Genomic DNA, 23,868 nt, shown 5'->3' with positions numbered 1-23,868 from the left:
CGGGATAGGCACGCCGAGGAACCACAGCAGTAATGAGCGCATTGTTTTCTCCTTGAATTAACGGACGTAATGTTCGGTTTCGACATACACCACGGCATCGCGACGGCGGCCGCCGAAGGTCGCGGCGAAGCTGGCGAAGAAGGCCCCGATCAGCAGCGCGACGAACATCCACAGTGCAGTCCAGGCAGCGACTTTGGCGGCGGTGTCAGCGGCTTGCTTGGCTTTGAGCTTGGCGTCTTCGACGGCTTTACGGGCGTCGCCGTAGACCTTGTCGATGCGCGCTTCGGCATCGGCCTGGCTGAGGTTGGTGCGCTGGCTGATCAACTGGGCCAGATAGGCACGGTCTTCGGCGGCGAGTTGGCCGTCATTGCTCAGGGTGCGGGCAAAAATGCGCGCTACAACGGCATGGGCGGCGTCATCGCTGACGGCGGCTGGGCGGTCATCGCGGAACAGGCTGTCGACGTAATAACCGAAGTCATCACCCTTGACGCCCTGCGCTGCGCTGCCGGCGGCTTGCACCGCACCCGAGGCCACACTGGCGCTGGCTTGCACGCCGCCACCGACCACACTGCTGACCGAACTGACCACCAGAGTGGCGGTGATCAACGTGGCCACGGCCCAGGCCAGGAAGCCATGGGCGGTGTCGCGAAAGTACACCTCATCGCCATGCATATTGGCCCACTTCACCCGCAGACGGCCGGCGATATAACCGCCCAACCCTGCCGCGACGATCTGGGTAAACGCCAGCCAGACAATTGTGGAAATGCCCAGCCCCTTGGCGCTGACGCCGCTATTGGCCCACGGCGAAACGGCCGAGAAGCCCAGGCCAAAGCCCAGCAACACCAGAATCAATGAGAGTGCAGCCGCCGCAGCGGCGCCGGCAAAAATCGCCCCCCAGGAAACCCCGGAGCGCGCGCTCGATTCTTGCAGCGTGGTTGAAGGTGTGATCATTGTTGTTTTGCTCCCGGCAGGAAAAATAGTGTTACAAGTCTCAAAAGGGACAGTGCAGGCCCCGTGCCAGTCGCATGAAAAATAAAACCCTATTATTTTCAACAGGTTAGATAAGTTGAACTTCCTAAGACCATGCAACTTGCAAGAAACGCTCAATCAGGGCGGGCGTATTGCATTCCGTCATGGGAGGGAGCTCGGTTTGCCTACATGAAGTTTTATTTAGGAAGCATTCAGCCAATTCTTGGCAAAATGCCTCACTTCTAGTGTGAATCGCTCGCCAGGTATGCCTATGACCCGCATTTTGACCATCGAGGATGACGCCGTAACGGCCCGCGAGATTGTCGCCGAGCTGAGTAGCCATGGACTGGAGGTTGATTGGGTGGACAACGGCCGCGAAGGCCTGGTCCGCGCCGTGAGTGGTGATTACGACCTGATCACCCTGGACCGTATGCTCCCGGAACTGGATGGCCTGGCCATCGTCACCACCCTGCGCACCATTGGAGTATCGACGCCGATCCTGATGATCAGCGCCCTCTCCGACGTCGATGAACGCGTGCGCGGCCTGCGCGCCGGGGGCGATGACTACCTGACCAAGCCGTTCGCTTCCGATGAAATGGCCGCCCGCGTCGAAGTACTGCTGCGCCGCAAAAGCACGGTCAAGGAATTCGAGACCGCCTTGCGCGTGGCCGACCTGGAGTTGAACCTGATCAGCCGCGAAGCCAGTCGCGCCGATCAGCCGCTGACTCTGCTGCCCACCGAATACAAACTGCTGGAATTCCTGATGCGCAACACCGGGCAGATCCTGTCGCGGATGATGATCTTCGAGGAAGTCTGGGGCTATCACTTCGACCCCGGCACCAACCTGATCGATGTGCACATCGGACGCCTGCGCAAGAAAATCGACCCACCGGGCCTCACGCCGCTGATCCGCACGGTACGAGGTTCCGGTTATGTCATTGCTGAACCCCTCTAAGGGCTGGCGCTCCTCCAGCAGCCGCCTGCTGGCGCTGTACAGCTCGCTGTTCGTGGCCTGGAGCTGCATCCTGATGGGGGTGCTGTATTACGAAGTATCGGGTTACCTGAGCGACCTGTCGCGCCATTCCCTGCTGCAGCGCCAGCACCTGTTCCAGCGCTTCGACGGCGAGGAATTGGTGGAGGCGCTGACCACCAGCATGACCTTCGACATGAAAGGCGTGGATGCCTATGGCCTGTTCGACGAGCAGTTCCGCCCCCTGAACGGGCCAATCCGCGCGATTCCGTCCGACCTGCCCCTGGACGGCAAGATCCACGCCCTGGCCAATTGCGTCGATTCCGACGACCCGAAATTGCCCAAGGACAGCTGCGATGCCGTGGCCACCCACACCGCAGACGGGCGCTGGCTGGTGCTGGTGCGCGCCAACGGTTCGCTGTTCGGCGTGACGCGAATCATCTGGCACGCATTGCTGTGGGCGCTGTCGCTGACCATCATTCCCGGCGCCGCCGGCTGGCACTTGCTGCGCCGCCGCCCGCTGCGACGCATTCGCGGGATCCAGGCCAGCGCCGAAGCCATCGTCGCCGGTGACCTCACCCACCGTCTGCCGCTGTCCAACCGACGTGACGAATTAGATATGCTCGCGGCCATCGTCAACGCCATGCTCGACCGTATCGAGAAGTTGATGAACGAGGTCAAGGGCGTGTGCGACAACATTGCCCACGACCTGCGTACGCCGCTGACGCGCCTGCGCGCGCAGCTGTATCGCATCCGGCAGGAGGCCGAGCAAGACTCGGGCTACGCGGTCAAGCTGGATGACGCGATTGCCGAAACCGACACCCTGATGGCGCGTTTTCGCGGGCTGTTGCGTATTTCGGAACTGGAAGACCACCAGCGCCGCTCAGGCTTTCTGGTGCTGGACCCGTTGCCGCTGCTGCGGGAATTGCACGATTTCTATCTGCCGCTGGCCGAAGAAGGCGAACTGCAACTGGTGCTGGACGCCCCAGCATCCCTGCCGTGGATCACCGGCGACCGCGCGCTGCTGTTCGAAGCCGTGGCTAACTTGTTGAGCAATTCGATCAAGTTCACCCCGCCGGGCGGCGAAGTGATTTTGCGCGGGCTCAACGACGCGGGCAGCACCCGCATCGAAGTGCACGATTCGGGGCCAGGTATCCCGGCGGCGGAACGCGCGGCGGTTTTCCAGCGCTTTTATCGCGTGGAGGAAAGCGACCAGCCCGGTGGGTTCGGGCTGGGGTTGTCGATTGTCGCGGCGATCATCAACCTGCATGGCTTCAAGCTGGAAGTGGGCAGCAGCGCCCGTGGCGGCGCGCGGCTGATCCTGGAATGTCGCCAGCAACTGATGCCCGAATAAGTCAGTAAGCTCCGAGGTGGGAGCGAGCCGGCCTCTCCCACCCTGGCAGTCGAATCAGGCCTTGAAGTTGGCGCGCAGCGCTTCAACGCCCCCCTTGTAGACACCGGCGAACAGCTCCTCCACCGCCTCATCCGTGGTCCCCGCCGCCGGCGTGAATACGCCCGACCACGTCACCTTCGTCGACGTGTCAGTCAAGGCTTCGATCTGCAAAGTCGCCAGGTACGCACTCACCGGAAACGGCGACTGCTCGATGGTGTAGCTGTAAGTGCGCGCCACATTGTCGAAAGTCTGCAAACGCTCGACGATGACGCCACCGTCGGCGGTTGTCAGATGGCGCAGCCGGCCGCCTTCGCCGGGCTCGCTCTTGGCGATCAGCGGCAACCAATCCGGCAGGCTGTTGAAGCCGCCCACCAATTGCCAGACCTGATCGGCCGATACAGGGATTTCAATTACTGCGGATGCGGTTGGCACGGTCAATCTCCAGAAGTCATGGAAAACGTCGCCCAGACTGCCACGCCTGGCGCGTCATTGCATCCATTCTGAATGCTCGGATAAGGGGGTGGCTGACTGATCGCAATCGGGGGCAAGCCCCCTCCCACACAGTCAGCACTGTGGGAGGGGGCTTGCCCCCGATTGCAGCGGGTCAGGGCCCACAGGTCTCAGCTCAATGGCGCTTGAGGAACGCCAGCATCAACTGGTTAACCTGCTCCGCCGCCTCCAACTGCACCATATGCCCTTGCCCCGGCAGGATTTCCACCTGGGCCTCCAAGCCTTGGGCATGGTTGGCCGGGATAATGGCGTCGTCGCTGCCCCAGATCACCAGGCTCGGCTGTCGACCGACAACATGGCGCACATCCACCTTCTGCCGCCCGCCGTCGAACAGCACCCCATTGAGCTGGCGCAGCGCCTGATCCACGCCCTCCAACCGTTTGAACTTGAGCATGTCCTCCAGCATCTGCCGCGTCACCAGCGCCGGGTCGCTGAAGAGTTGCACCAGCTGCGGCTTGAGGGCGTTGCGATTGTTAGCGTCGGCAAACCCTTGCAGATAATCGCCATTGATATCGGCACCCAGGCCGGCGCTGGCAATCAGGGTCAACGAGACCACGCGCGCGGGCGCCTGCTCGGCAACGGTCAGGGCCACCAGCCCGCCCATGGAATGGCCGGCCAGATGCACGCGGTCCAGCTGTAGATGATCGAGCAAGCCCAGCACCGCCTCGCTTAATTCAGCTGCCTCGCCGCTGCGCAGGGTCTTGCCCGACTCGCCATGCCCCGGCAGGTCCAGGGCGATCACCCGGCGCTCGGCGGCCAGGGCCGGCTGGTTGAACAGCCAGTTGTTCAGGTCGCCGCCAAAGCCATGCACCAGCACCAGCGGCGTGCCGCCTTCGCCGAGGTCCAGGTAACGCAGCAAGCGCCCGCCCACCTCGACTTTCTGCGCACTCGGCCCGGCCGTTTCGGCCTCGGCGGCATTGGACACGAACCCGGCCTGGAAGCCTTCGATCACCGCGTCGATCTCGGCGTCGCTGGCCTCGCCTTCCACCACCACACCGAGCAAGGCGCCCACCGGCAAGGTCTCATCGCTCAGCGCCAAGACCCGACGCAACACACCACTGAACGGCGCTTCCACGCTGCTGGAAATCTTGTCGGTCTCCACATCCAACACGGCCTCGCCCTTCTCCACCCGGTCTCCGGGTTGCTTGAGCCAGATATCGATACGCCCTTCGGTCATCGACAGCCCCCACTTGGGCATGGTCAAGGTATGGATCATGCGGCGTTCCTCTTGTCGGCGATTTTCAGCACGGCGGCTTCGATCTTGGCGGCGTCGGGGATGTACAGGTCTTCCAGCGCATCGGAAAACGGCACCGGCGTGTGCGGCGCGGTGACCATTTCGATGGGCGCGCGCAGCGCAGCGAAGGCCCGCTGCGCCACCAGGGCGCTGATGTCGGTGGCAATCGAGCAACGCGGGTTGGACTCGTCGATCACCACCAGGCGCCCGGTTTTCTCCACGCTTTCCAGGATGCTGTCTTCGTCCAGGGGGCTGGTGGTGCGCAGGTCCAGCACTTCGCAATCGATATCTTGGCGCGCCAGGTTGGCGGCGGCTTCCAGGGCGATATGCACCATGCGCCCGTAGGTCACCAGGGTGACGTCGCGGCCTTCGCGTACAAAGTTGGCCTCGCCGAATGGCACGGTGTACAGCTCTTCGGGCACTTCGCCTTGCAGGCTGTAGAGCATTTTGTGTTCGAGGAAGATCACCGGGTCGTTATCGCGGATCGCCTGGATCAGCATGCCCTTGGCGTCATAGGGGGTGGCCGGGCACACCACTTTCAGGCCGGGAATGTGGGTCCACATCGAGGTGAGCATCTGCGAATGCTGGGCGGCGGCGCGCAGGCCGGCGCCGTACATGGCGCGGATCACCAGGGGCGTGGTGGTCTTGCCGCCGAACATGTAGCGGAACTTGGCCGCCTGGTTGAGCAATTGATCGAGGCAGCAGCCGATAAAGTCGACGAACATCAATTCGCACACCGGGCGCATGCCCCGGGTGGCGGCGCCTACGGCCATGCCCACGTAGCCGACCTCGGACAGTGGCGCATCCAGCACGCGCTCGGGAAACTCTGGGTACAGGCCCTTCGTGACGCCGAGCACGCCGCCCCAGGCGTCCTGCTCGCCGGGCGAACCGGTGCCGCCGGACACGTCCTGGCCGATGATAAACACGCTCTGGTCGCGGCGCATTTCCTGGGCCAGGGCTTCGTTGATTGCCTGCTGATAGCTGATTTTGCGAGCCATGAAATTCTCTCCGGGTCTTGTTGTTATTAGCGGTAGGCGACGTAGACATCGCTGAGCAGATCGGCCGCCTGGGGCTTGGGATCGGACTTGGCCAGGCGCACGGCGTCTTCGATCAACTGCGCGACTTCGCCATCGATGCGCTCGAACTGCGCCGCGTCCAGCCAGCCTTCGGCCTGGCAACGCTGGCGGAACAGCGCCAGGCAATCCTGGGTCTCGCGCAGGTTTTTCACTTCATCCGGGCCGCGGTAGGTCTGGGCATCGCCTTCGAAGTGGCCGTAGAAACGGCTCAACTTGACCTCCACCAGGGTAGGCCCCTCGCCCCGGCGCGCGCGCTCGACGGCAACGCCCAGTGCGGCATGAACGGCGAAGAAATCATTGCCATCGACGATCACCCCTGGCATGCCGAACCCCACGGCGCGCTCGGCGATGTCTTTGCACGCTACCGACCAGCCGGAACCGGTGGCTTCGGCGTAGCCGTTGTTTTCAGCGACGAACAGGCAGGGCAGTTTCATAATCGAGGCCAGGTTCATCGCTTCGAACACCGCGCCCTCGTTGGAGCCGCCATCACCAAAAAACGCCACGGCCACGCCCTGGCTGCCCTTGAGCTTGGAGGCCAGCGCCGCACCCGCAGCCAACGGTGCGCCGGCGCCGACGATGCCATTGGCGCCGAGCATGCCTTTCTCCTGATCGGCGATGTGCATGGAGCCGCCCTTGCCGCCGCACACGCCGGTTTTTTTGCCGTAGATCTCGGCCATCATGCCGAACACATCCACGCCCTTGGCGATGCAATGGCCGTGGCCACGGTGGTTGGAAGCAATGCAGTCGTCATCGTTGAGATGGGCCATGACCCCAGCGGCACTGGCTTCCTGGCCGGCATACAAATGCACGAAACCGGGGATCTCGCCGGTGGCGAATTCCACATGCAGGCGCTCTTCGAAATCACGGATGGTGCGCATCACGGTGTAGGCATGCAGCAATTGATCGGTGGACAGGTGGGTGGACATCTTGTTGTTCTCCAGGTTGTCTCGACACACGAAAGGCTGGCGTCGGCCAGCTACAGGCCACTCAGCACAGCCTGTGCCAGAACCGGCAAAAACCTGGCAAAGCCTTGATCCAGAGCAGTGCCGTGACCTTGAACGTGCGTAGCCTGCCCACCCAGAATGAGACGCTGCCGCGCAGCCCGCCGCCGCTGTCTCAGGGCAAATGAGACGCTGCGTCTCAGCGGTGGCAGTCGGTCAGGTCGGCCTTGTCCGCCCGCGCGCGCAGGCGCTTAATGGCACGCATAACAACAACGCGTGAGAACCGGAGGCCTTATGCTCGCCGCGAACTCCAGAGAACACGTCGACTGCGTCAGTCGCGTGGTCCGCAATGCCGATCGCCTGCCCCAGGCACCGGTGCCGTCGCTGATTTTCGATTCCTGGCGCCGCTCCATGGAACAACACCACCTCGACCCCGGCTCACTGCAAGGGCCACGCATCCTCAGCGAACCCTTGCTCAAGGAATGTCGCGAGCGCGCCGAGCTGTTTATGCGCATCGCCAGTGAAGAGGTCGGGCAACTGCACCACCGCGTGCGCCATGCCGACTACTGCGTGATGCTCACCGACGCCCAAGGCCAGACCCTCGACCATCGCGTCGACAGCCGCATTCGCAACGATTGCCGCAAAGCCGGCCTGTATCTGGGCACCTGCTGGTCGGAAGCCGAAGAAGGCACCTGCGGCGTAGCCACGGTATTGACCAGCAAGGCAGCGGTGACCGTGCACAAACGCGATCACTTCCGCGCTGCCTTTATCGACCTGACCTGCTCCGCCGCGCCGATCTTCGACCCCCAGGGCAACCTGCTGGGGGTGATGGATGCTTCGGCGCTCCAGTCGCCGGACGACCGCCGCAGCCAGCACCTGGTGCGCCAGATGGTGGCCCAGAGCGCCCAGGCCATCGAGAATGCATTCTTCATGCACAGCGCCCGTCAGCACTGGGTGCTGCAAGCCCACAGCACCCCCGGTTATGTGGACAGCCAGCCCGACTTGTTGCTGGCCTGGGACCAGGACGGGCGCCTGCTGGCCCTCAACAGCAAGGCACGCCAAGCGTTGCGGCGGCGCTTCGGCCAGGTGCCGGCGCATATCGGCGAGGTGTTCGACCTGGATGCCTTGCGGGCGGTGACCGACCAGCGCACCCAGCAGTTGAACTGGCTAGGCGAACCCGGCGCGCTGCATGTGCGGGTCAACCCCCCCCAGCGCCCTCGCCCGCGCACGGCCCCCAGCACCCAGCTCGACCCCCGGGTGGAGGAGCATCTGCGCCTGGCCGTGCGGGTCAAGGACCGCAACCTGCCGGTGCTGGTGCAAGGCGAGACCGGCGCCGGCAAGGAAGTCTTCGCCCGCCAGCTGCATGAGCGCAGCGCGCGACGCCAAGGCCCGTTCGTGGCGGTGAACTGCGCGGCGATTCCGGAAAACCTGATTGAAAGCGAGCTGTTCGGCTATGTGGCCGGGGCGTTTACCGGCGCCTCCAGCAAGGGCATGCCAGGCCTTTTGGTGCAGGCCGATGGCGGCACGTTGTTTCTCGATGAGATCGGCGATATGCCGCTGGCCTTGCAGACCCGCTTGCTGCGGGTGATGGCCGAGGGGGAAGTGGCGCCCCTGGGGGCGGCCAAAACCCGTACGGTGGATATCCAGGTGATCTGCGCCAGTCACCGCGACCTGGCGGCACTGGTGAGCGAGGGGCGTTTTCGCGAAGACCTGTACTTTCGTCTCGGCTGTGCCCGTGTGAGCCTGCCGCCCTTGCGCGATCGCACCGACAAACTGGCCCTGATCCACCGTCTGCTGGCCCAGGAATCCCATGGCGGCGCGGTCTCGCTGGGCATCAGCCAGGCGGCGCTTGAGGTGCTGTTGAGCTATGGCTGGCCGGGCAATGTGCGCCAGCTGCGTCATGTATTGGCGTACGCCTGCGCGGTGTGCGACGGCGATACCCTGCAATTGGCGGACCTGCCGGTGGAAGTGCGCGGCGAACAGGTCGCAGCGCCGGCTGAACAAAGCGCCAGCCCGGAGCGGCAAGTGGTACTGGATGCACTGATCCGGCATCGCTGGAAACCATCGCCGACCGCCCAGGCGCTGGGCATTTCCCGAGCCACCCTGTACCGCCGAGTCAACCAACTGGGGATCGATATGCCTGGCAAGGCTTCCCTGACACAGTGAGGACGCTCATAGCGGCGTGTCAGTGACACACATGTTGCCTGAGCGAAAGCTATCGGGGGCAAGTCGAATCGTCGCACCGCCCCTCCCACAGTGGGATCTCGCTGTCGCAGGTCAATGTGGGAGGGGGCTTGCCCCCGATGGCGGTGGGTCAGCGAAAAAAATACTAATTGAACCACCACCAACGCACGCTTTGCGAGATCAGCGGTAGACCAGCCCACCGTCGATCAAGGGCGACTGCCCCGTCATGTAGTCCGCATCCGGCCCCGCCAGGAACGCCACCAGCCCCGCCACATCCTCCGGGGTTTCGGCACGGCCCAGGGCGATACCGTCCACGTATTGCTTGTAGGTCGCGCCCACCTCGGCCCCGGTGATCTCGGCCATGCGCTTGTCGATCTCGACCCACATATCGGTGCCCACGACGCCCGGGCAGTAGGCATTGACGGTGATCCCCGCGCTGGCCAGTTCCTTGGCCGCCGCCTGGGTCAGCGCACGCACGGCGAACTTGGTGGCCGAGTACACGCCCAGCAGCGCAAACCCTTCATGGCCGGCGATGGAGCAGGCGTTGATGATCTTGCCCTTGCACCCCAGCGCCTTGAATTTCTTGCCGGCGGCCTGGATGCCCCACAACACGCCCTGCACGTTGATACCCAAGGTGCGTTCGACCTGTTCCGGGGTCACCTCCAGCAGTGCATCGATCTGCGCCACCCCGGCGTTGTTGACGATGATGTCGAAGCCGCCCAGGGTCTGGTGCGCATGCTCCACCGCCGCCACCACCTGTTCGCGCTTGGACACATCGGCGATAAACACCGATGCCTTGCGCCCGATGGCCGTGATTTCGCTGGCCACGGCGGCGAGTTTGGCGCCATTGATGTCCACCAGGGCGATATCGGCGCCCTTTTGAGCCAAGCGCAAGGCAATGGCCCGGCCGATGCCCTGCCCGGCGCCGGTGACCAGCGCAACTTTTCCAGCGATACCCATGACGATCTCCTGCACGAATGAGAGAAGCCTTGTCTATCGCAGCTACACCAGGCGGCTGTCGAGGCCATAAGGCTGCGGCGAGTGAGCTGAGACGGGACGTCTCACTTGTAAAACCGAGCCGTAATGCCTAGCTTATGCGCCCCCTGCCCCGCGCTCTAAGGCCCTGCCCATGGTTTTGCGTTTCCGCCCTGTCGCCTCTTCTCGTGTTGCCCTCGGCCTGTTGCTCAGCGGCGGCATCGGCCATAGCCTGGCGGCCGAGCTCGAACTGCCGGCGGTGCAGGTCCAGGGCCAGGACACGTCCGGCTATCGCGCCGAAACGGCCTCGGTCGGCGGCTTCAATGAAGCGCCGCTGCTGGACACTCCGGCGTCGGTCAGCGTGTTCAACGCCGCGCTGCTCAAGGACCAGCAGGCGCGCCTGCTCAGCGAGGTGCTGCGCAACGATGCGTCGGTGGGCGAGAGCTATGCGCCCATCGGCTACTACGAAAACTTCGTAGTGCGCGGTTTTTCGCTGAACGCGGCCAGCAGCTACAAGATCAACGGGCGCACCATCACCGGCGAGCAGAACGTCGCTCTGGAAAACAAGCAGCAAGTGGAAGTGCTCAAGGGCCTGTCGGGCGTGCAGAGCGGCGTTGCCGAGCCCAGCGGCGTGATCAACTATGTGACCAAGCGCCCGGAAGACGTGCGCTCGGTGACCGTCTCCACCGATGATCGCGGCAGCGGTTACCTGGCCACCGACATCGGCGGCTGGTTCGGCAGCGAGCAGCAATTCGGCCTGCGCGCCAACGTCGCCCACGAAGACCTGCATTCCTACGTGGAACACGCCAATGGCCAGCGCGATTTTGTGTCCCTGGCTTTTGACTGGAACATCAGCCCCGACGCCGTGCTGCAACTGGACGCCGAATACCAGAACAAACAACAGCGCTCGGTGCCGGGCTACCAACTGCTCGGCGGCAGCGAAGTACCCCACGGCGCCTCACCGAAGAAACTGCTGGGGCACCAGAGCGGCGCCAAACCGGTGGACATCGACTCGCTGAACCTCAACGGCAAGTTCGAATACCGCTTCAGCGATCACTGGACCGGCCAGCTCAGCGCCGCGCGCAGCAAAGTGGTGATCGATGACTACAGCTCGTTCGCCTGGGGTTGTTATTACATCGGCAGTTGCAATGCCAACACCTTCAGCCCCGAAGGCGACTACGACATCTACGACTACCGCAGCCCCGACGACACCCGGCGCGACGACGAAATGCAGGCCGCCATGACCGGCCTGTTCGACACCGCAGGCCTGGGCCACGAATTGACCTTCGGCACCAGCGCGTTCCGCCGGGTCATCGACCAGCGCACAGCGGTCAACGAACGGATCGGCAGCGGCAATATCCACCAGGACGCCGCGACTTTCGCGCCCACCGACGTGCCCCTCAACGACAGCCACCGCAGCCTCGACAGCCGCCAGTACGGCCTATTCGTCACCGACCGCATCCGTTTTAACGAGCAGTGGCAAACGGTGCTCGGTGGGCGTGAAGTGCGTCTCGATGAACAGGCATTCGACAGCAACGGCAGCCCGTCCCGCCACACGCAGCAGTATGTGTTCCTGCCCCAGGCGGCGTTGATCTATAAGCCGGTGGACAGCGTGTCGCTGTACACCAGCTACAGCAAAGGCTTGTCTCTGGGAGGCACCGCGCCGTGGTTCGCGACCAATGCCAGTGAGACCCTGGCACCGACCACCTCGCGGCAGATCGAAGCCGGGATCAAATACGATTGGCGCCGCATCAGCTTCGCGGCGGCGCTGTTCCAGACCCGCCAGGCCTACCAGTACGCCAGGCCCGACGGCGCCGGCAGCTTTACCTATGTGCAACAGGGCGAGCAGAAAAACACCGGGTTGGAAGTGTCGGCCAATGGCTGGGCCACCGAGCGTTTGCAGATCGCCACCAGCGTGGCGGCGATTCGTGCACGGGTGAGCGGCAGCGGTACAGCAGCCTATGAAGGGCACCAGGCGATCAACGTGCCCAAGCTGCGCGCCAGCCTCTACGCCGACTATGCGCTGCCGTGGGTCAATGGCCTGGCGCTGCTGGGTGGCGTGCAATACAGCGCCAAGAAGTACGCCAACCGCAGCGGTAATGTGGAGGTGGGCGATTACGCGGTGGTCAACGTCGGCAGCCGCTACACCACCCACGTCGACGGTTACGAAACCGTGTTGCGCCTGAGCGTCGACAACCTGTTCGACAAGCGCTATTGGCGCGACGCGGGCGAATACCTGGGCGACGACTACCTGTTCCAGGGCGCACCGCTGACGGCGCGCCTGAGTGCAACGGTGAACTTCTAAAGCGTTAATTGGGCATCTTGCGAAAGCCCACGGCGAGGCGATTCCAGCTGTTGATGGTGGCGATAGCCAGGCTCAGATCGACCTGTTCCTGGGCGCTGAATTCGGCAGCCAATGCCGTGTAGTCAGCGTCCGGCGCGTGGGTCTGGCTGATCAGGGTCAGGCTTTCGGCCCAGGCCAACGCAGCGCGTTCGCGTGGGGTGAAAAACGGCGTCTCGCGCCACGCCGACAGCGTGTACAGCCGCCGTTCGGTCTCACCGCCCTTGCGGGCGTCGGCGGTGTGCATATCGAGGCAGAATGCACAGCCGTTGATCTGCGACACGCGCAGGCGGATCAGTTCGAGCAGCGGCAGTTCGATGGACAATTTACCCACGGCGGCTTCCAGGGCGAGCATGGCTTTCATGGCGTCCGGGGAAGCGTTGTAGAAATCGATACGGCTTTGCATGGGGAACTCCAGAACGGTGGGAAGTGGTGGCTAGGTTAGCCACCGGCCCTTGCGGGAGAAATAGCCAATTACGGCGAAGAATGGGTGACCAATGTTGCCCTGTTATCCCCTTACTGCTCCCGCGTCTTGACCTTCAAATGCCGCGCATACCAGGGCCGTTGCGGCACGCGTTTGAACAAACCCTGCAATGCCTGCTCATCGGCGCCAAAGGTGATCCGCAGCGCGAGTTTCATGGTCTCCGGGTCCATTTCCATCGACTTGCCCATCTGCAGCCCTGGGGTGGTGCTGCACCCATGGGTGTCCGGACCGAGCCACGGGTCGCCCACTTCGACCCAGCGCCCCTGGGCGAACCAAGGCACGCCGTTGACCTCCAGGCGGCTGACCTCGCCGGGGTGAAAGCGTTCGTGGGCGCGGAACCAGTCTTCGACGCGGTCGTCGATCCAGCCGTGGAAGTGCCAGAACACCGGGTTGACGTGGGAGGAAAACGGGTCGCCGAGGAAGTCGTTCTCGGCCGTATACCAGCGTGGCGCAAAGTCCGCCGGGTCGCGGGCAAATGGCACCGGGGCGCCGTTGGAAGGGTCGCGCGGCACCGAGGCCCAACGCATGTGCAGCCAGTCGTGCAGGCCCAATTCCATTTCGGAACCCAGTTGCCCCAGGGTCAGTTTGGCCAGGTAGCGCGGGTCGCGGTACTGGGATTCCCACACTTGGAAGTTGCTGTGGTAGGTCTCGGCGGCCTTGATATCGCTGACCCATTGGGTGTAATCGCTGTCGTCCGGGGCCGACCAGGTGGGCGGAAGCGCGAAGCCGTCATGGTTATCGAAATAGCGCAGAAAGCCCAGCCGATCGCGTTCCAGGGGCGGTTGCGGCGCGGGGAATTGCGGCCAGGAAGGCAAGTCCTGCATAGAGCGGGCCTTGCCGAGCATATGTCGGTGCATAAAAAAGAAGTCGATACCCGAGCCGTTGCGGTCCTTGCGGTCACCGCGCGCGTCGCGCTCCTGGCCGCGCGGGCCAGGCTGCCAACCGATACCGCGCAAGGCATCGCGCTTGTCGTCGGGGAGCTTGTGCCACTGATCGCGGGTGGCGTGCCACAGCTGATGGAACAGGCGATGTTCGGGGGCGATCAGCCAGGCCAGCAGGGCCGGGTCCAGGCCAATGCGTTGGCGGGCTTCGGGGAAACTGTGCTTGTGGGCGATAAAACGGTTATCGCGCTCGGTCATGGCCAGGGGGCGATCGAGGTCGAGGATCTGTCCGCTGAGGGTGCTGCTGCCGGCGTTGGCGAAATCGGCCCAGACTTCGTCGAGGGTCATTTTGAATTCGTAGGCCGGCACGCCGTTGGTGGCGTTGCGGTCGATCAGGCGCCAGTAGAGCAAAGCGCCCTCGCCCGTTACCAGATCGCCGAGCACGCGGTAGCGCGGCTCGCCCTCGGCACGCAGATTGGCGGCGGTGTCCAGGTAGCCGCGCAGGCCGCGGCCACGGGGGGCGATGTCCAGCAGCAATTGCAGGCCCTCCAACGGCAGGCCTTTGAGGCCGGCATCGCGACCTTCCAGACGCAGGCTCCACACCCCACGCAACGTGTTGGCCAGGTGCTGCCCGGCGCTGTCGGCCAGGTCCACCGTGGCTTCGCCGGGAGTGATGGGCAACGCTTCTTCGCGCGTCAACTCGCGATGGGCATAGAAAGCCGCCGGCACCGCGGCACCTGTGAGCGCCAGGCCGGCGATGAAGCCACGTCGAGAGAGGGTCATTGTCTACCTTAGGAAACGCCTTTATCAGAGCTAGAACGTACGCAGCCCGGGGAAATTTACCGCGCGCCGCCGGCGCCTAAATTTCGCCGCCCATGGCTCGTTCTTCCCTGATAGCGATGGCCTCAACTGACTGAGATGGCAATGACAAAACCACGTTCGAACAAGGCGCTGTTTATCGGCTTGCCGCTGGCGCTGGCCATCGGTGCCGGGGCTGGCTGGCTGGTCTGGGATCACTGGTTCAAAGGCAATGCCGGTTACCCGCTGGCGGTGATCAAGCAGGCCAATGAGCTGCAGGATCGCGTGCTGTCGTTCGACAGCCATATCACCGTGCCCATCGATTTCGGCACCGCCGGCAACGAGGCGGACAAGGACGGTGAAGGCCAGTTCGACCTGGTCAAGGCCGCGCGCGGACGCTTGTCCGGCGCGGCGCTGACGATCTTCGGCTGGCCGGAAATCTGGAACGGCCCCAATGCGCCGCACAAGCCGACCGAGGGCTTCATCGAAGCGGCGCGCCACGAGCAGGAGGTGCGCTACAAGATCATCAGCGGCATGGTGCGCGACTTCCCCAACCAGGTTGCCATCGCCTACACCCCGGATGACTTTCGGCGCCTGCACGGGGAAGGCAAGTTTGCGATTTTCATCAGCATGCTCAACGCCTACCCCTTGGGCAACGACCTGAACCAGCTTGACCTGTGGGCCGCGCGCGGCATGCGCATGTTCGGTTTCAGCTACGTGGGCAATAACGCCTGGTCCGACTCGTCGCGCCCGCTGCCGTTTTTCAATGATTCGGTGGATGCGCTGGATGGCCTTTCGGACATCGGCAAGCAAGCCGTGCAGCGCCTCAATGACCTGGGGGTGATCATCGATGTGTCGCAGATGTCGACCAAGGCCCTGGAGCAAGTGGCGCAGCTGAGCCGTACGCCGATGGTGGCGTCGCACTCGGCACCGCGGGCGGCGGTGGATATTCCGCGCAACCTCAGCGACAAAGAGCTGCAACTGATCAAGCAGAGTGGCGGCGTGGTGCAGATTGTCGGCTTCTCGGCCTACCTGCGCCCGCTCAGCCAACCGACCCAGGACAAGCTCAACCAACTGCGCGCGCGCTTCGACCTGCCGCCGCTGCCCAACCTGGCCATGGCGCTGATGCCGGGCGACGCGATCATCGCCGCCTGGCCGGAGCAGAAGTTCGGCGAGTACGCCAGCGCGCTGTACGCCATCCTCGACGAAGAACCCAAGGCCAGCCTCAAGGACCTGGGGGATGCCATCGATTACACCGTGCGCAAGATCGGCATCGACCATGTGGGCCTGTCGTCGGACTTCAACGACGGCGGCGGTATCGACGGCTGGAACAACGTTGGCGAGATTCGCAACGTCACCGCCGAACTGATCCAGCGCGGCTACTCCGAGGCGGATATCGCCAAGCTGTGGGGCGGCAATTTCCTGCGCGTGTGGGAGCAGGTTCAACACGCCGCCAAGCCTGTGGCGCAACGCTAATCAACCATGAAGTAAGTCCATGACCGACCGTCGTACATTTCTTAAGCACGCTGGGGTGTTGGCCGCCAGCCTGCCTCTGGGCGCCGCCCTTCTACCCCAGGTCGCAGCCGCCGCCCCAACGGACAACCCATGGACGGGTTTCAAGCAATTGTTCAACCAAGACCCGGACTACCTGCACTTTTCCAACTTCCTGGTGGCGTCGCACCCCAGGCCCGTGCGCGAGGCCATCGAACGCTACCGCGTGCAGATCGATCGCAACCCCGGCCTGGCCATGGACTGGGACCTGCAGGAAACCTGGAAGCGCGAAGGCCAGGTGCGCGAATGGGCCGGGCGTTACCTCAAGGCCACGCCGCCGCAGATCGCCCTCACCGGCAGCACCTCCGAAGGCTTGGCCATGATTTACGGCGGCCTCCAGGTGCGCGCCGACCAGGAGATTCTCACCACCGTTCACGAGCATTACGCGACCCAGAACGTGCTGGATTTTCGGGCGCGACAACAAGGCACCCAAGTGCGGCGGATCAGCCTGTTTGAAAGCCCCAGCCGGGTATCGGTCGATGAAGTGCTGGGCAATATCCAGCGCGCCATCCGCCCCAACACCCGGGTGCTGGGCATGACCTGGGTGCAGTCCGGCAGCGGTGTGAAGCTGCCCATTGGCGAAATCGGCACGCTGGTGGCCGACCACAACCGCCAGCGCGACGAACGTGATCGCATTCTGTATGTGGTGGATGGCGTGCACGGCCTGGGCGTAGAGAACCTCGATTTCCCGGACATGCACTGCGACTTTTTCATCGCCGGCACCCATAAGTGGATGTTCGGCCCGCGCGGCACCGGTCTGGTCTGCGCCCGCGACCCCGAAAACAAATACGTCACGCCCATGGTGCCGACGTTTTCCGAGGACAAGGATTTCGCCACCATCATGACCCCGGGTGGCTTCCATGCGTTCGAACATCGCTGGGCGGCGGACGAGGCATTCAAGCTGCACTTGCAACTGGGCAAGGCGCCGGTGCAGGCGCGCATCCACGCGCTCAACCGTGAACTCAAGGAACAGTTGCAGGCCCATCCGCGCATCGAACTGGTTACGCCTCAGAGTAGCGAGCTGTCGGCCGGCTTCACGTTTTTCCGGGTCAAGGGCCAGGACTGCGAGGCCGTGGCGGCGCACATGGTGCGCCAGCGCGTGGTGATCGATGCGGTGGACCGCGACGTCGGCCCAGTGATCCGCACCGCCCCTGGCCTGCTCAATTCCAGCGAAGAGATCCAACGCTTCATGACCCTGCTCAGCGCACGGGCGTGATGCCAATTTTCACCTTTTGAACCCGAGGCCCCCTATGCGCGCATCCCGATTCAAACCCTTGACCGCCCTGGCCCTGACCGCCGTGTGCGGTGCCAGCCTGCCGAGCCTGGCCCACGCCGCCGCGCCAGCCGCCGGCAAAGTGTTCAAGGACTGTAAGGACTGCCCGGAAATGGTGGTGCTGCCCGCCGGCACCTTCACCATGGGCACGCCGGAAGATGAAGTCGGCCGCGAGCCGGACGAAGGGCCGATGCACGAAGTGACCTTTGCCAAGCCGTTCGCCATGAGCCGCTTCCAGATCACTGCCGGCGAATGGGACAGCTACGTGCGCCAGACCGGCGTAAAGATCGCCGACGGCGACACTCGCCCCGGCCGCGAATGCATCGCCAGCAAGCCGCGCTATCCCCAGGGCCCACGCCAGCCGGCGGTGTGCATGGACATGGACGATATAAAAAACTACGTGGCCTGGCTGTCGAAGAAGACCGGCCAGCAGTACCACATGGTCAGCGAGGCCCAGCGCGAGTACGCCGCCCGCGCCGGCTCCACCGGGCCATTCCCCTTCCCGTTCGATGCGGGCAAGGACTACAGCATCGCCGAACACGCCAATACCTACGGCCCGGCGGACGGCTACAGCTATTCCTCGCCAGTGGGCAGCTACCCACCGAATGCGTTTGGCCTGTACGACATGCACGGCAATGTCTACGAACGCGTGGCCGATTGCGAACACCCCAACTACATCGGCGCACCTACCGACGGCAGCGCCTGGGTTGAACCGAACTGCGAGTCTTACCAGATCCGTGGCAATGACTGGGGCGAAGCACCGGTGTTCTCACGCTCGGGCAACCGCAACAATATCTACCCGCAGACACGCGGGGATTGGATTGGGTTCAGGGTCGTGCGCGACCTCTGATTATGTAGTGGTGAGCGGGCTTGCGGTGGTGAGCGGGCTTGCCCCGCGCTGGGGCGCGAAGCGGCCCCGCTCCAGACAATGTGATTTATCTGGTAAACCGAGGTGCCTGGGTTTGGGGACGCTTCGCGCCCCGGCGCGGGGCAAGCCCGCTCACTACAGAAGCCTCAAATTTCAGGGTTGGCTTTGTTTGGCCAGGCGCTCCAGCCCTTCATGCAAGGCCGGGAACAGGCTGTTGTTGAAGTTGTTCCAGCGCAGTTCGAGGATGGTGTCGTCCGCTGCGATGTCGGTGTTGAGCACGTCATGGAACACTTCGCCGGAGTCGATGCCATTGTCCACGTAGTGGAACGAGGCGCCGGTGCGGTACAGCGGCTCGCATGGCTGGGTTGCCTTGGTCGTCCAATCCACCACCGCTTGGCCACGGGCGCCGTACAGCGCGTTCCAGGTGGCGTAGGCGCCACGGCGCTCGTAGGGAGAGTCGATGCGAGTGATCCCGGGGTGAATGTTCATGATCCGACGGGCAAACGGCGCACCCGGCCGTACCAGTTCATCGAGGATCACCAGCAGGCCGTCGAGCACCACGATATCCGCCTTCAATTCCACCAGCGTGTCATGCAAACGGCGCTCGAAGTCCTGCTTGCCGGCGATGTGTTCGGCACTGCCCCGTGGCAGGCGGCGGTAGGTGGACGGCACGCTCAGCAGCAAATCGTTGACCAGCGTGCCCTGCACCCGCAGATCAGCCGGGTACAGCCACTGGCGACCCGGCTGGTAGGCAAAGCCATAATCGGCCACCAGTTGCTGATCCCGAGGGTTCTGCTCATCGTCGTCATACACCACGCCTACCAAGTGATAAGCCTCGCCCAATGGCGTGTCGTTGAGCGACCCCACCAGAAACTCCAGCACCGACTTCATATAGCGCTGGTGATCCTTGTAGGCCACCGGCTGCCCGGCCTTATCGGCGGCGGCGTTTCTCAGGGACCACACGTACACCAGATTCTTCTTCGTCATTGTTTCGCTCTCGCTGAAGGGATCACGCACTGCGCGGCTACGCGTGCGCCTACACAACAAGAACGAACCAGCTCCCGGGCAATTTATCCGCCGCCTTCACCGCCAGGCGCACCAGGCTAAATCGTCACGGCGATGCTTCGTTTGTCATGGGTAAGGGTCTGTGTGCCCAGCCCCCTCTTTTCACTTTCCGGGAAGTACTTATGACCGACCCCAAGCGCGGCGCCTTCAACGGTCTGCTCGCATTGCTCAGGCCCTTTCGCACCATCGTCACGGTCTCCGTGGCCCTGGGCATGGCCGGCGGCCTGGCCATCACGTTGCTGCTGGCGACGATCAATAACGCCCTGCACTCGCCCCAAGGCATGACCCAGGGGGTGATCCTGACTTTTGCTGCGTTATGCGTGTTGGCGTTGGTCAGTTCGATCGTGTCGGATATCGGCACCAACTTTGTCGGCCAACGCATTATTGCGGCGCTGCGCAAGGAGTTGGGCGAGAAAGTGCTGTCGGCGCCTATCGAACAAATCGAGCGCTACCGCACCCATAAGCTGATCCCGGTGCTGACTCACGACGTCGATACCATCAGCGATTTTTCCTTTTCTTTCACGCCCCTGGCCATCGCTACTACGGTGACCCTCGGATGCCTGGGCTACCTGGCGTACCTGTCGGTGCCCATGTTCCTGATCATGATCGTGGCGATTGTGATCGGCACCGCCGTGCAGTACGCGGCGCGTTCTGCAGGCATCCAGGGTTTTGAAGCGGCCCGTGACCAGGAAGACGAGTTGCAGCGTTATTACACCGCCATCGCTTCGGGCGCCAAGGAGTTGCGCATCCACCGCCCCCGTCGCTACCGGATGAATACCCATCGCATCCAGGCGACCGCCGATCGCATCGGTGATATCCAGATCCGCTCGGTGAACATCTTCATCATCGCCAAAACGTTCGGCTCGATGCTGTTCTTTGTGGTCATCGGTCTGGCGCTGGCGTTCCAAGCCTATTACCCCAGCCCTGACCCGGCCGTGATCACCGGTTTCGTCCTGGTTTTGCTGTACATGAAAGGCCCGCTGGAACACGTAGTGACCGCACTGCCGATCGTCAGCCGTGCGCAGATCGCGTTCTCGCGTATCGCTGAGCTGTCCGAGCGGTTCTCATCGCCTGAGCCCCATCTGCTGCTCGAAGACAGCGAGGCGCCAAAACCGGTGGTGCACAGCCTGGAACTGCGTGGGGTGAGCTACAGCCCGCCGCCGGTGGACGGCAGCGAACCGTTCCATCTGGGCCCGATCGACCTGAGCATCAAGCAAGGCGATATCGTATTTATTGTCGGCGAAAACGGCTGCGGCAAGACCACACTGATCAAATTGCTGCTGGGGCTGTACACCCCGCAATCCGGCGAAATCCACCTCAATGGCCAACCCGTGAGCGCCACGAGCCGTGACGATTACCGTCAACTGTTCACGACGGTGTTCGCGGACTATTACCTGTTCGATGATCTCGTTCAGGGCGGTGGGAAAACCTCGCTGGATGGCGCAACCCAATACCTGGAGCGCCTGGAAATCGCGCATAAGGTCACGATCAAAGACGGTGCGTTCAGTACCACCGACCTCTCCACCGGCCAACGCAAGCGCCTGGCACTGGTCAACGCCTGGCTGGAAGAACGCCCAGTGCTGGTGTTCGATGAATGGGCCGCCGACCAGGACCCGGCCTTCCGTCGCATCTTTTATACCGAGCTGCTGCCGGACCTCAAACGCCTGGGCAAAACCATCGTCGTGATCAGCCATGACGACCGCTATTTCGACATCGCCGACCAGTTGGTGCGACTGCGCGCGGGCCAGGTGGTGCATGAACGGGAGCTGGCGTGAATTTTTTTTCCGGTTTCTGCAGGTAGGAACGTCTCACTACTGTTAATGAGAACTAACCTCAATAAAATCAAACTGCCCACCTAAAACATAGAAGAGAACGCCCCATGTCTGCACGACTCGGTCTGAGCCCCTTGAGTAAAGCGCTATCCATGCGAAGGGCCCTGCATGTCAACCTCAAGCCCAGCGCGCTCGCGCTTGCGGTGTCGCTGCCTCTTGCCGGTTATGTTCAAGCCCAGGCGCTTGAGATCAATATTCCTGCACAACCGTTGGGGACGGCGCTGCAGGAATTTGGTCGCCAGACCAATATGCAAGTGTTGTACAGCCCGACGGACGTCCAGAACAAAAGCAGCGCCACAGTCAAGGGTAAGCTCGCACCGGAACAGGCCATCGCCGCGCTGCTCAAAGGTTCGGGGATCAACTACAGCTTGCAGGGCAACGCCATAACCATCAGCGCCAACAGCAGCTCCAGTACCCTGGAGCTGGGTGCGACCCAGGTCAACGCGAACCAGTTGGGTACGGTCACCGAAGGAACCGGTTCCTACACCCCAGGCACCATTGCAACCGCCACGCGCATGGTCCTCACCCCCCGACAGACGCCGCAATCGATCTCGGTGGTTACCCGCCAGGCCATGGATGACTTCGGGCTGACCGGCATCGACAACGTGATGCGCCATACACCGGGCATCACCGTCTCGACTTACGACAGTGAACGCACCAACTATTATTCGCGCGGTTTTGCCATCCAGAACTTCCAGTACGATGGCATTCCAATGACCCGCAACGCGCCCTACTCGGCCGGGCAGACCCTGACCGACATGGCCATCTACGACCGGGTCGAAGTGCTCAAAGGCGCAACCGGCCTGCTCACCGGCGCTGGCGGCCCCGGCGGCACCATCAACCTGGTGCGCAAAAAACCTACCGCGCAGTTCCAGGGGCATGTGGAGCTGGGCGCGGGATCGTGGGACAAATACCGCTCGGAAATCGACGTCAGCGGCCCCTTGACCGAGACCGGTAACGTGCGAGGTCGCGCCGTGGCTGCGTACCAGGACGAGCACTCGTTCATGGATCACTATCAGCGTAAAACCAGCGTGTTCTACGGCATTCTCGAAGTCGACCTGGATGAAGACACCCTGCTCACGGTAGGCGCCGATTACCAGGACAACGACCCCAAAGGCTCCAGCTGGTCCGGCAGCAGTCCTGTGTATGACTCGGCAGGCAACCCGATCACCTTGCCGCGCTCCTTCAACAATGGCGCGAAATGGAGCAAGTGGGAGCAATACTCGCGCACCGCGTTCGCGACGCTGGAGCACACCTTCAGCAACGGCTGGGTCGCCAAAGGGCAGTACAACCACCAGATCAACGGCTACAACGCTCCACTGGGCTCCCTGGCCTCACCGAATCCGACCACCGGGCTGTCTTCGGTCTATGGCCAAAAGTACACCGGTGAAACCATCAGCGACAGCGGTGATATGTACCTGACCGGCCCATTCAGCATGCTCGGGCGCGAACACGAGTTGGTGATCGGCTCGTCCATCTCGTCGTCCCATTGGGTAGGTAAGGACTACTACAGTCCGACATTCACCAATAACGTCATTGACTTCTACAACTGGAATGGCGACAGCATTGAGCCGAACTGGGGCGATGTCGGTTTCAAAAACGACGAAACCACTCGCCAATCCGGCGTGTACATGACCGGCCGTTTCAGCCTGACCGATGACTTGCACCTGTTGCTCGGCACGCGTATCGCCAACTATCAGGTCACGGGTACCAGCGATACCAAGGACACCGGCAAAGTCATTCCCTATGCCGGCCTGACCTATGATCTGGACGACAACTACTCCCTCTACGCCAGCTACACCGAGATCTACCTGCCGCAAACGGCGTATCGGGACGCGAGCAACAAAATGCTGGAGCCGGATGAAGGCACCAACTACGAGATCGGTCTCAAGGGCGAGTTCTACGAGGGCCGCCTGAACACCAGCCTGGCTTACTTCGAAGTGCATGAGGAAAACCGCGCGGAATTCGACAGCACCGCCGATAAGTCCCTGGTCGACAACCCCTACAAGGGCATCACCGCCAAGACCAAAGGCTATGAAGCGGAAATCTCCGGCGAACTTGCACCTGGCTGGCAATTGCAGGCCGGATACACCCATAAGATCATTCGCGACCAGAGCGGTACGAAGGTGTCCACGTGGGAACCGGAAGATCAGGTCAACTTCTACACCACCTACAAGCTTACCGGCCCCTGGGACAAACTCACCCTGGGCGGTGGCGCGCGCTGGCAGGGTGAGGGTTGGCAGTACCTGAACAACCGCCCGAAAAGGACCACCGACAAATTCTCGCAGGACCCGTACTGGCTAGTGGACGTAATGGCACGCTACCAAGTGACCGACAATGTGTCCGCCACCCTCAACGTCAACAACCTGTTCGATAAGAAGTACTACACCAACATCGGCTTCTATAACTCCTCGTACTACGGTGACCCACGCAACGTCATGCTGACCACGCGCTGGAGCTTCTAACTCGCTCGTAATAAAAAAGCCCCTGGCCATTTATGTGGCCAGGGGCTTTTGTTTGCCT

At 62.8% G+C, this 23,868-nt stretch carries 18 protein-coding genes; 9 read left to right on the top strand and 9 right to left on the bottom strand.

Annotation, left to right across the window (positions count from 1 at the left end):
* Positions 1-57: 57 nt before the first annotated feature.
* Positions 58-951: a hypothetical protein gene (locus FIV35_RS11420; protein ID WP_034096991.1), complete on the bottom strand. Its 894-nt coding sequence runs from the start codon at positions 949-951 to the stop codon at positions 58-60.
* A gap of 289 nt (positions 952-1,240) precedes the next feature.
* On the opposite strand from FIV35_RS11420, the gene FIV35_RS11415 reads away from it, so the two are divergent.
* On the top strand, positions 1,241-1,924 hold the full coding sequence (locus tag FIV35_RS11415; protein WP_034096990.1) for a response regulator transcription factor: 684 nt from the start codon (positions 1,241-1,243) through the stop codon (positions 1,922-1,924).
* A complete protein-coding gene (locus FIV35_RS11410; RefSeq protein WP_034137875.1) occupies positions 1,902-3,293 on the top strand; it encodes a sensor histidine kinase in 1,392 nt (463 codons plus the stop codon). The genes FIV35_RS11415 and FIV35_RS11410 overlap by 23 nt, the downstream gene beginning before the upstream one ends.
* Positions 3,294-3,347: 54 nt before the next feature.
* Here the strand turns inward: FIV35_RS11410 and FIV35_RS11405 are convergent, their stop codons facing one another.
* The 4 genes from FIV35_RS11405 to FIV35_RS11390 form a co-directional block, all read right to left on the bottom strand.
* The gene (locus FIV35_RS11405) at positions 3,348-3,764 is read right to left on the bottom strand and encodes an SRPBCC family protein (RefSeq protein WP_034137874.1); all 417 of its coding nucleotides are present in this window, start codon (positions 3,762-3,764) and stop codon (positions 3,348-3,350) included.
* Between the two features lie 193 nt (positions 3,765-3,957).
* On the bottom strand, positions 3,958-5,058 hold the full coding sequence (locus FIV35_RS11400) for an acetoin dehydrogenase dihydrolipoyllysine-residue acetyltransferase subunit (RefSeq protein ID WP_034137873.1): 1,101 nt from the start codon (positions 5,056-5,058) through the stop codon (positions 3,958-3,960).
* Positions 5,055-6,074 carry an alpha-ketoacid dehydrogenase subunit beta gene (locus tag FIV35_RS11395; protein ID WP_034137872.1) on the bottom strand — a complete coding sequence of 340 codons (1,020 nt, stop codon included), beginning with the start codon at positions 6,072-6,074 and terminating at the stop codon, positions 5,055-5,057. Before FIV35_RS11395 ends, FIV35_RS11400 begins: the two co-directional genes overlap by 4 nt.
* A gap of 26 nt (positions 6,075-6,100) precedes the next feature.
* On the bottom strand, positions 6,101-7,078 hold the full coding sequence (locus tag FIV35_RS11390; RefSeq protein WP_034113112.1) for a thiamine pyrophosphate-dependent dehydrogenase E1 component subunit alpha: 978 nt from the start codon (positions 7,076-7,078) through the stop codon (positions 6,101-6,103).
* 309 nt (positions 7,079-7,387) lie between these two features.
* Between FIV35_RS11390 and FIV35_RS11385 the strand changes: the two genes are divergently transcribed.
* Positions 7,388-9,259, top strand: a complete 1,872-nt coding sequence (locus FIV35_RS11385) for a sigma-54-dependent Fis family transcriptional regulator (protein WP_034137871.1) — start codon at positions 7,388-7,390, stop codon at positions 9,257-9,259.
* 198 nt (positions 9,260-9,457) lie between these two features.
* Here the strand turns inward: FIV35_RS11385 and FIV35_RS11380 are convergent, their stop codons facing one another.
* Positions 9,458-10,237 (bottom strand): acetoin reductase, encoded by a 780-nt coding sequence (locus tag FIV35_RS11380; protein WP_034137870.1) that lies wholly within the window; start codon positions 10,235-10,237, stop codon positions 9,458-9,460.
* A gap of 169 nt (positions 10,238-10,406) precedes the next feature.
* Here FIV35_RS11380 and FIV35_RS11375 point away from each other — a divergent pair, with 169 nt between their 5' ends.
* Complete coding sequence (locus FIV35_RS11375) at positions 10,407-12,557, top strand: TonB-dependent siderophore receptor (RefSeq protein WP_034137869.1); 2,151 nt, start codon at positions 10,407-10,409, stop codon at positions 12,555-12,557.
* Between the two features lie 4 nt (positions 12,558-12,561).
* Here the strand turns inward: FIV35_RS11375 and FIV35_RS11370 are convergent, their stop codons facing one another.
* Positions 12,562-12,999, bottom strand: a complete 438-nt coding sequence (locus FIV35_RS11370; protein ID WP_034137868.1) for a carboxymuconolactone decarboxylase family protein — start codon at positions 12,997-12,999, stop codon at positions 12,562-12,564.
* A gap of 110 nt (positions 13,000-13,109) precedes the next feature.
* Positions 13,110-14,741, bottom strand: coding sequence for a pyoverdine maturation tyrosinase PvdP (gene pvdP, locus FIV35_RS11365; protein WP_034137867.1), 1,632 nt, complete (start codon positions 14,739-14,741; stop codon positions 13,110-13,112).
* A 141-nt stretch (positions 14,742-14,882) separates the two neighbouring features.
* On the opposite strand from pvdP, the gene pvdM reads away from it, so the two are divergent.
* The 3 genes from pvdM to pvdO are packed head-to-tail and all read left to right on the top strand — an operon-like array spanning position 14,883 to position 18,430.
* A complete protein-coding gene (pvdM, locus tag FIV35_RS11360; RefSeq protein WP_034137866.1) occupies positions 14,883-16,232 on the top strand; it encodes a pyoverdine-tailoring dipeptidase-like protein PvdM in 1,350 nt (449 codons plus the stop codon).
* Between the two features lie 19 nt (positions 16,233-16,251).
* On the top strand, positions 16,252-17,523 hold the full coding sequence (gene pvdN / locus FIV35_RS11355) for a pyoverdine-tailoring periplasmic protein PvdN (protein WP_034137865.1): 1,272 nt from the start codon (positions 16,252-16,254) through the stop codon (positions 17,521-17,523).
* Positions 17,524-17,557: 34 nt separating this feature from the next.
* A complete protein-coding gene (gene pvdO / locus FIV35_RS11350; RefSeq protein ID WP_034137864.1) occupies positions 17,558-18,430 on the top strand; it encodes a dihydropyoverdine dehydrogenase in 873 nt (290 codons plus the stop codon).
* Between the two features lie 171 nt (positions 18,431-18,601).
* On the opposite strand, the gene FIV35_RS11345 is transcribed toward pvdO, so the two are convergent.
* The gene (locus FIV35_RS11345; protein WP_034096975.1) at positions 18,602-19,435 is read right to left on the bottom strand and encodes a formyl transferase; all 834 of its coding nucleotides are present in this window, start codon (positions 19,433-19,435) and stop codon (positions 18,602-18,604) included.
* Between the two features lie 200 nt (positions 19,436-19,635).
* On the opposite strand from FIV35_RS11345, the gene FIV35_RS11340 reads away from it, so the two are divergent.
* On the top strand, positions 19,636-21,288 hold the full coding sequence (locus FIV35_RS11340) for a cyclic peptide export ABC transporter (RefSeq protein WP_034137863.1): 1,653 nt from the start codon (positions 19,636-19,638) through the stop codon (positions 21,286-21,288).
* Between the two features lie 104 nt (positions 21,289-21,392).
* A complete protein-coding gene (locus FIV35_RS11335) occupies positions 21,393-23,810 on the top strand; it encodes a TonB-dependent siderophore receptor (RefSeq protein ID WP_034137862.1) in 2,418 nt (805 codons plus the stop codon).
* The last annotated feature ends 58 nt before the right edge of the window (positions 23,811-23,868 follow it).

The organism is Pseudomonas rhodesiae (genome assembly GCF_007858255.1).
Classification (GTDB): domain Bacteria; phylum Pseudomonadota; class Gammaproteobacteria; order Pseudomonadales; family Pseudomonadaceae; genus Aquipseudomonas; species Aquipseudomonas rhodesiae.
Note: the sequence above shows the minus strand (reverse complement) of the source record. Positions and strands in the feature narration are given on the sequence as shown.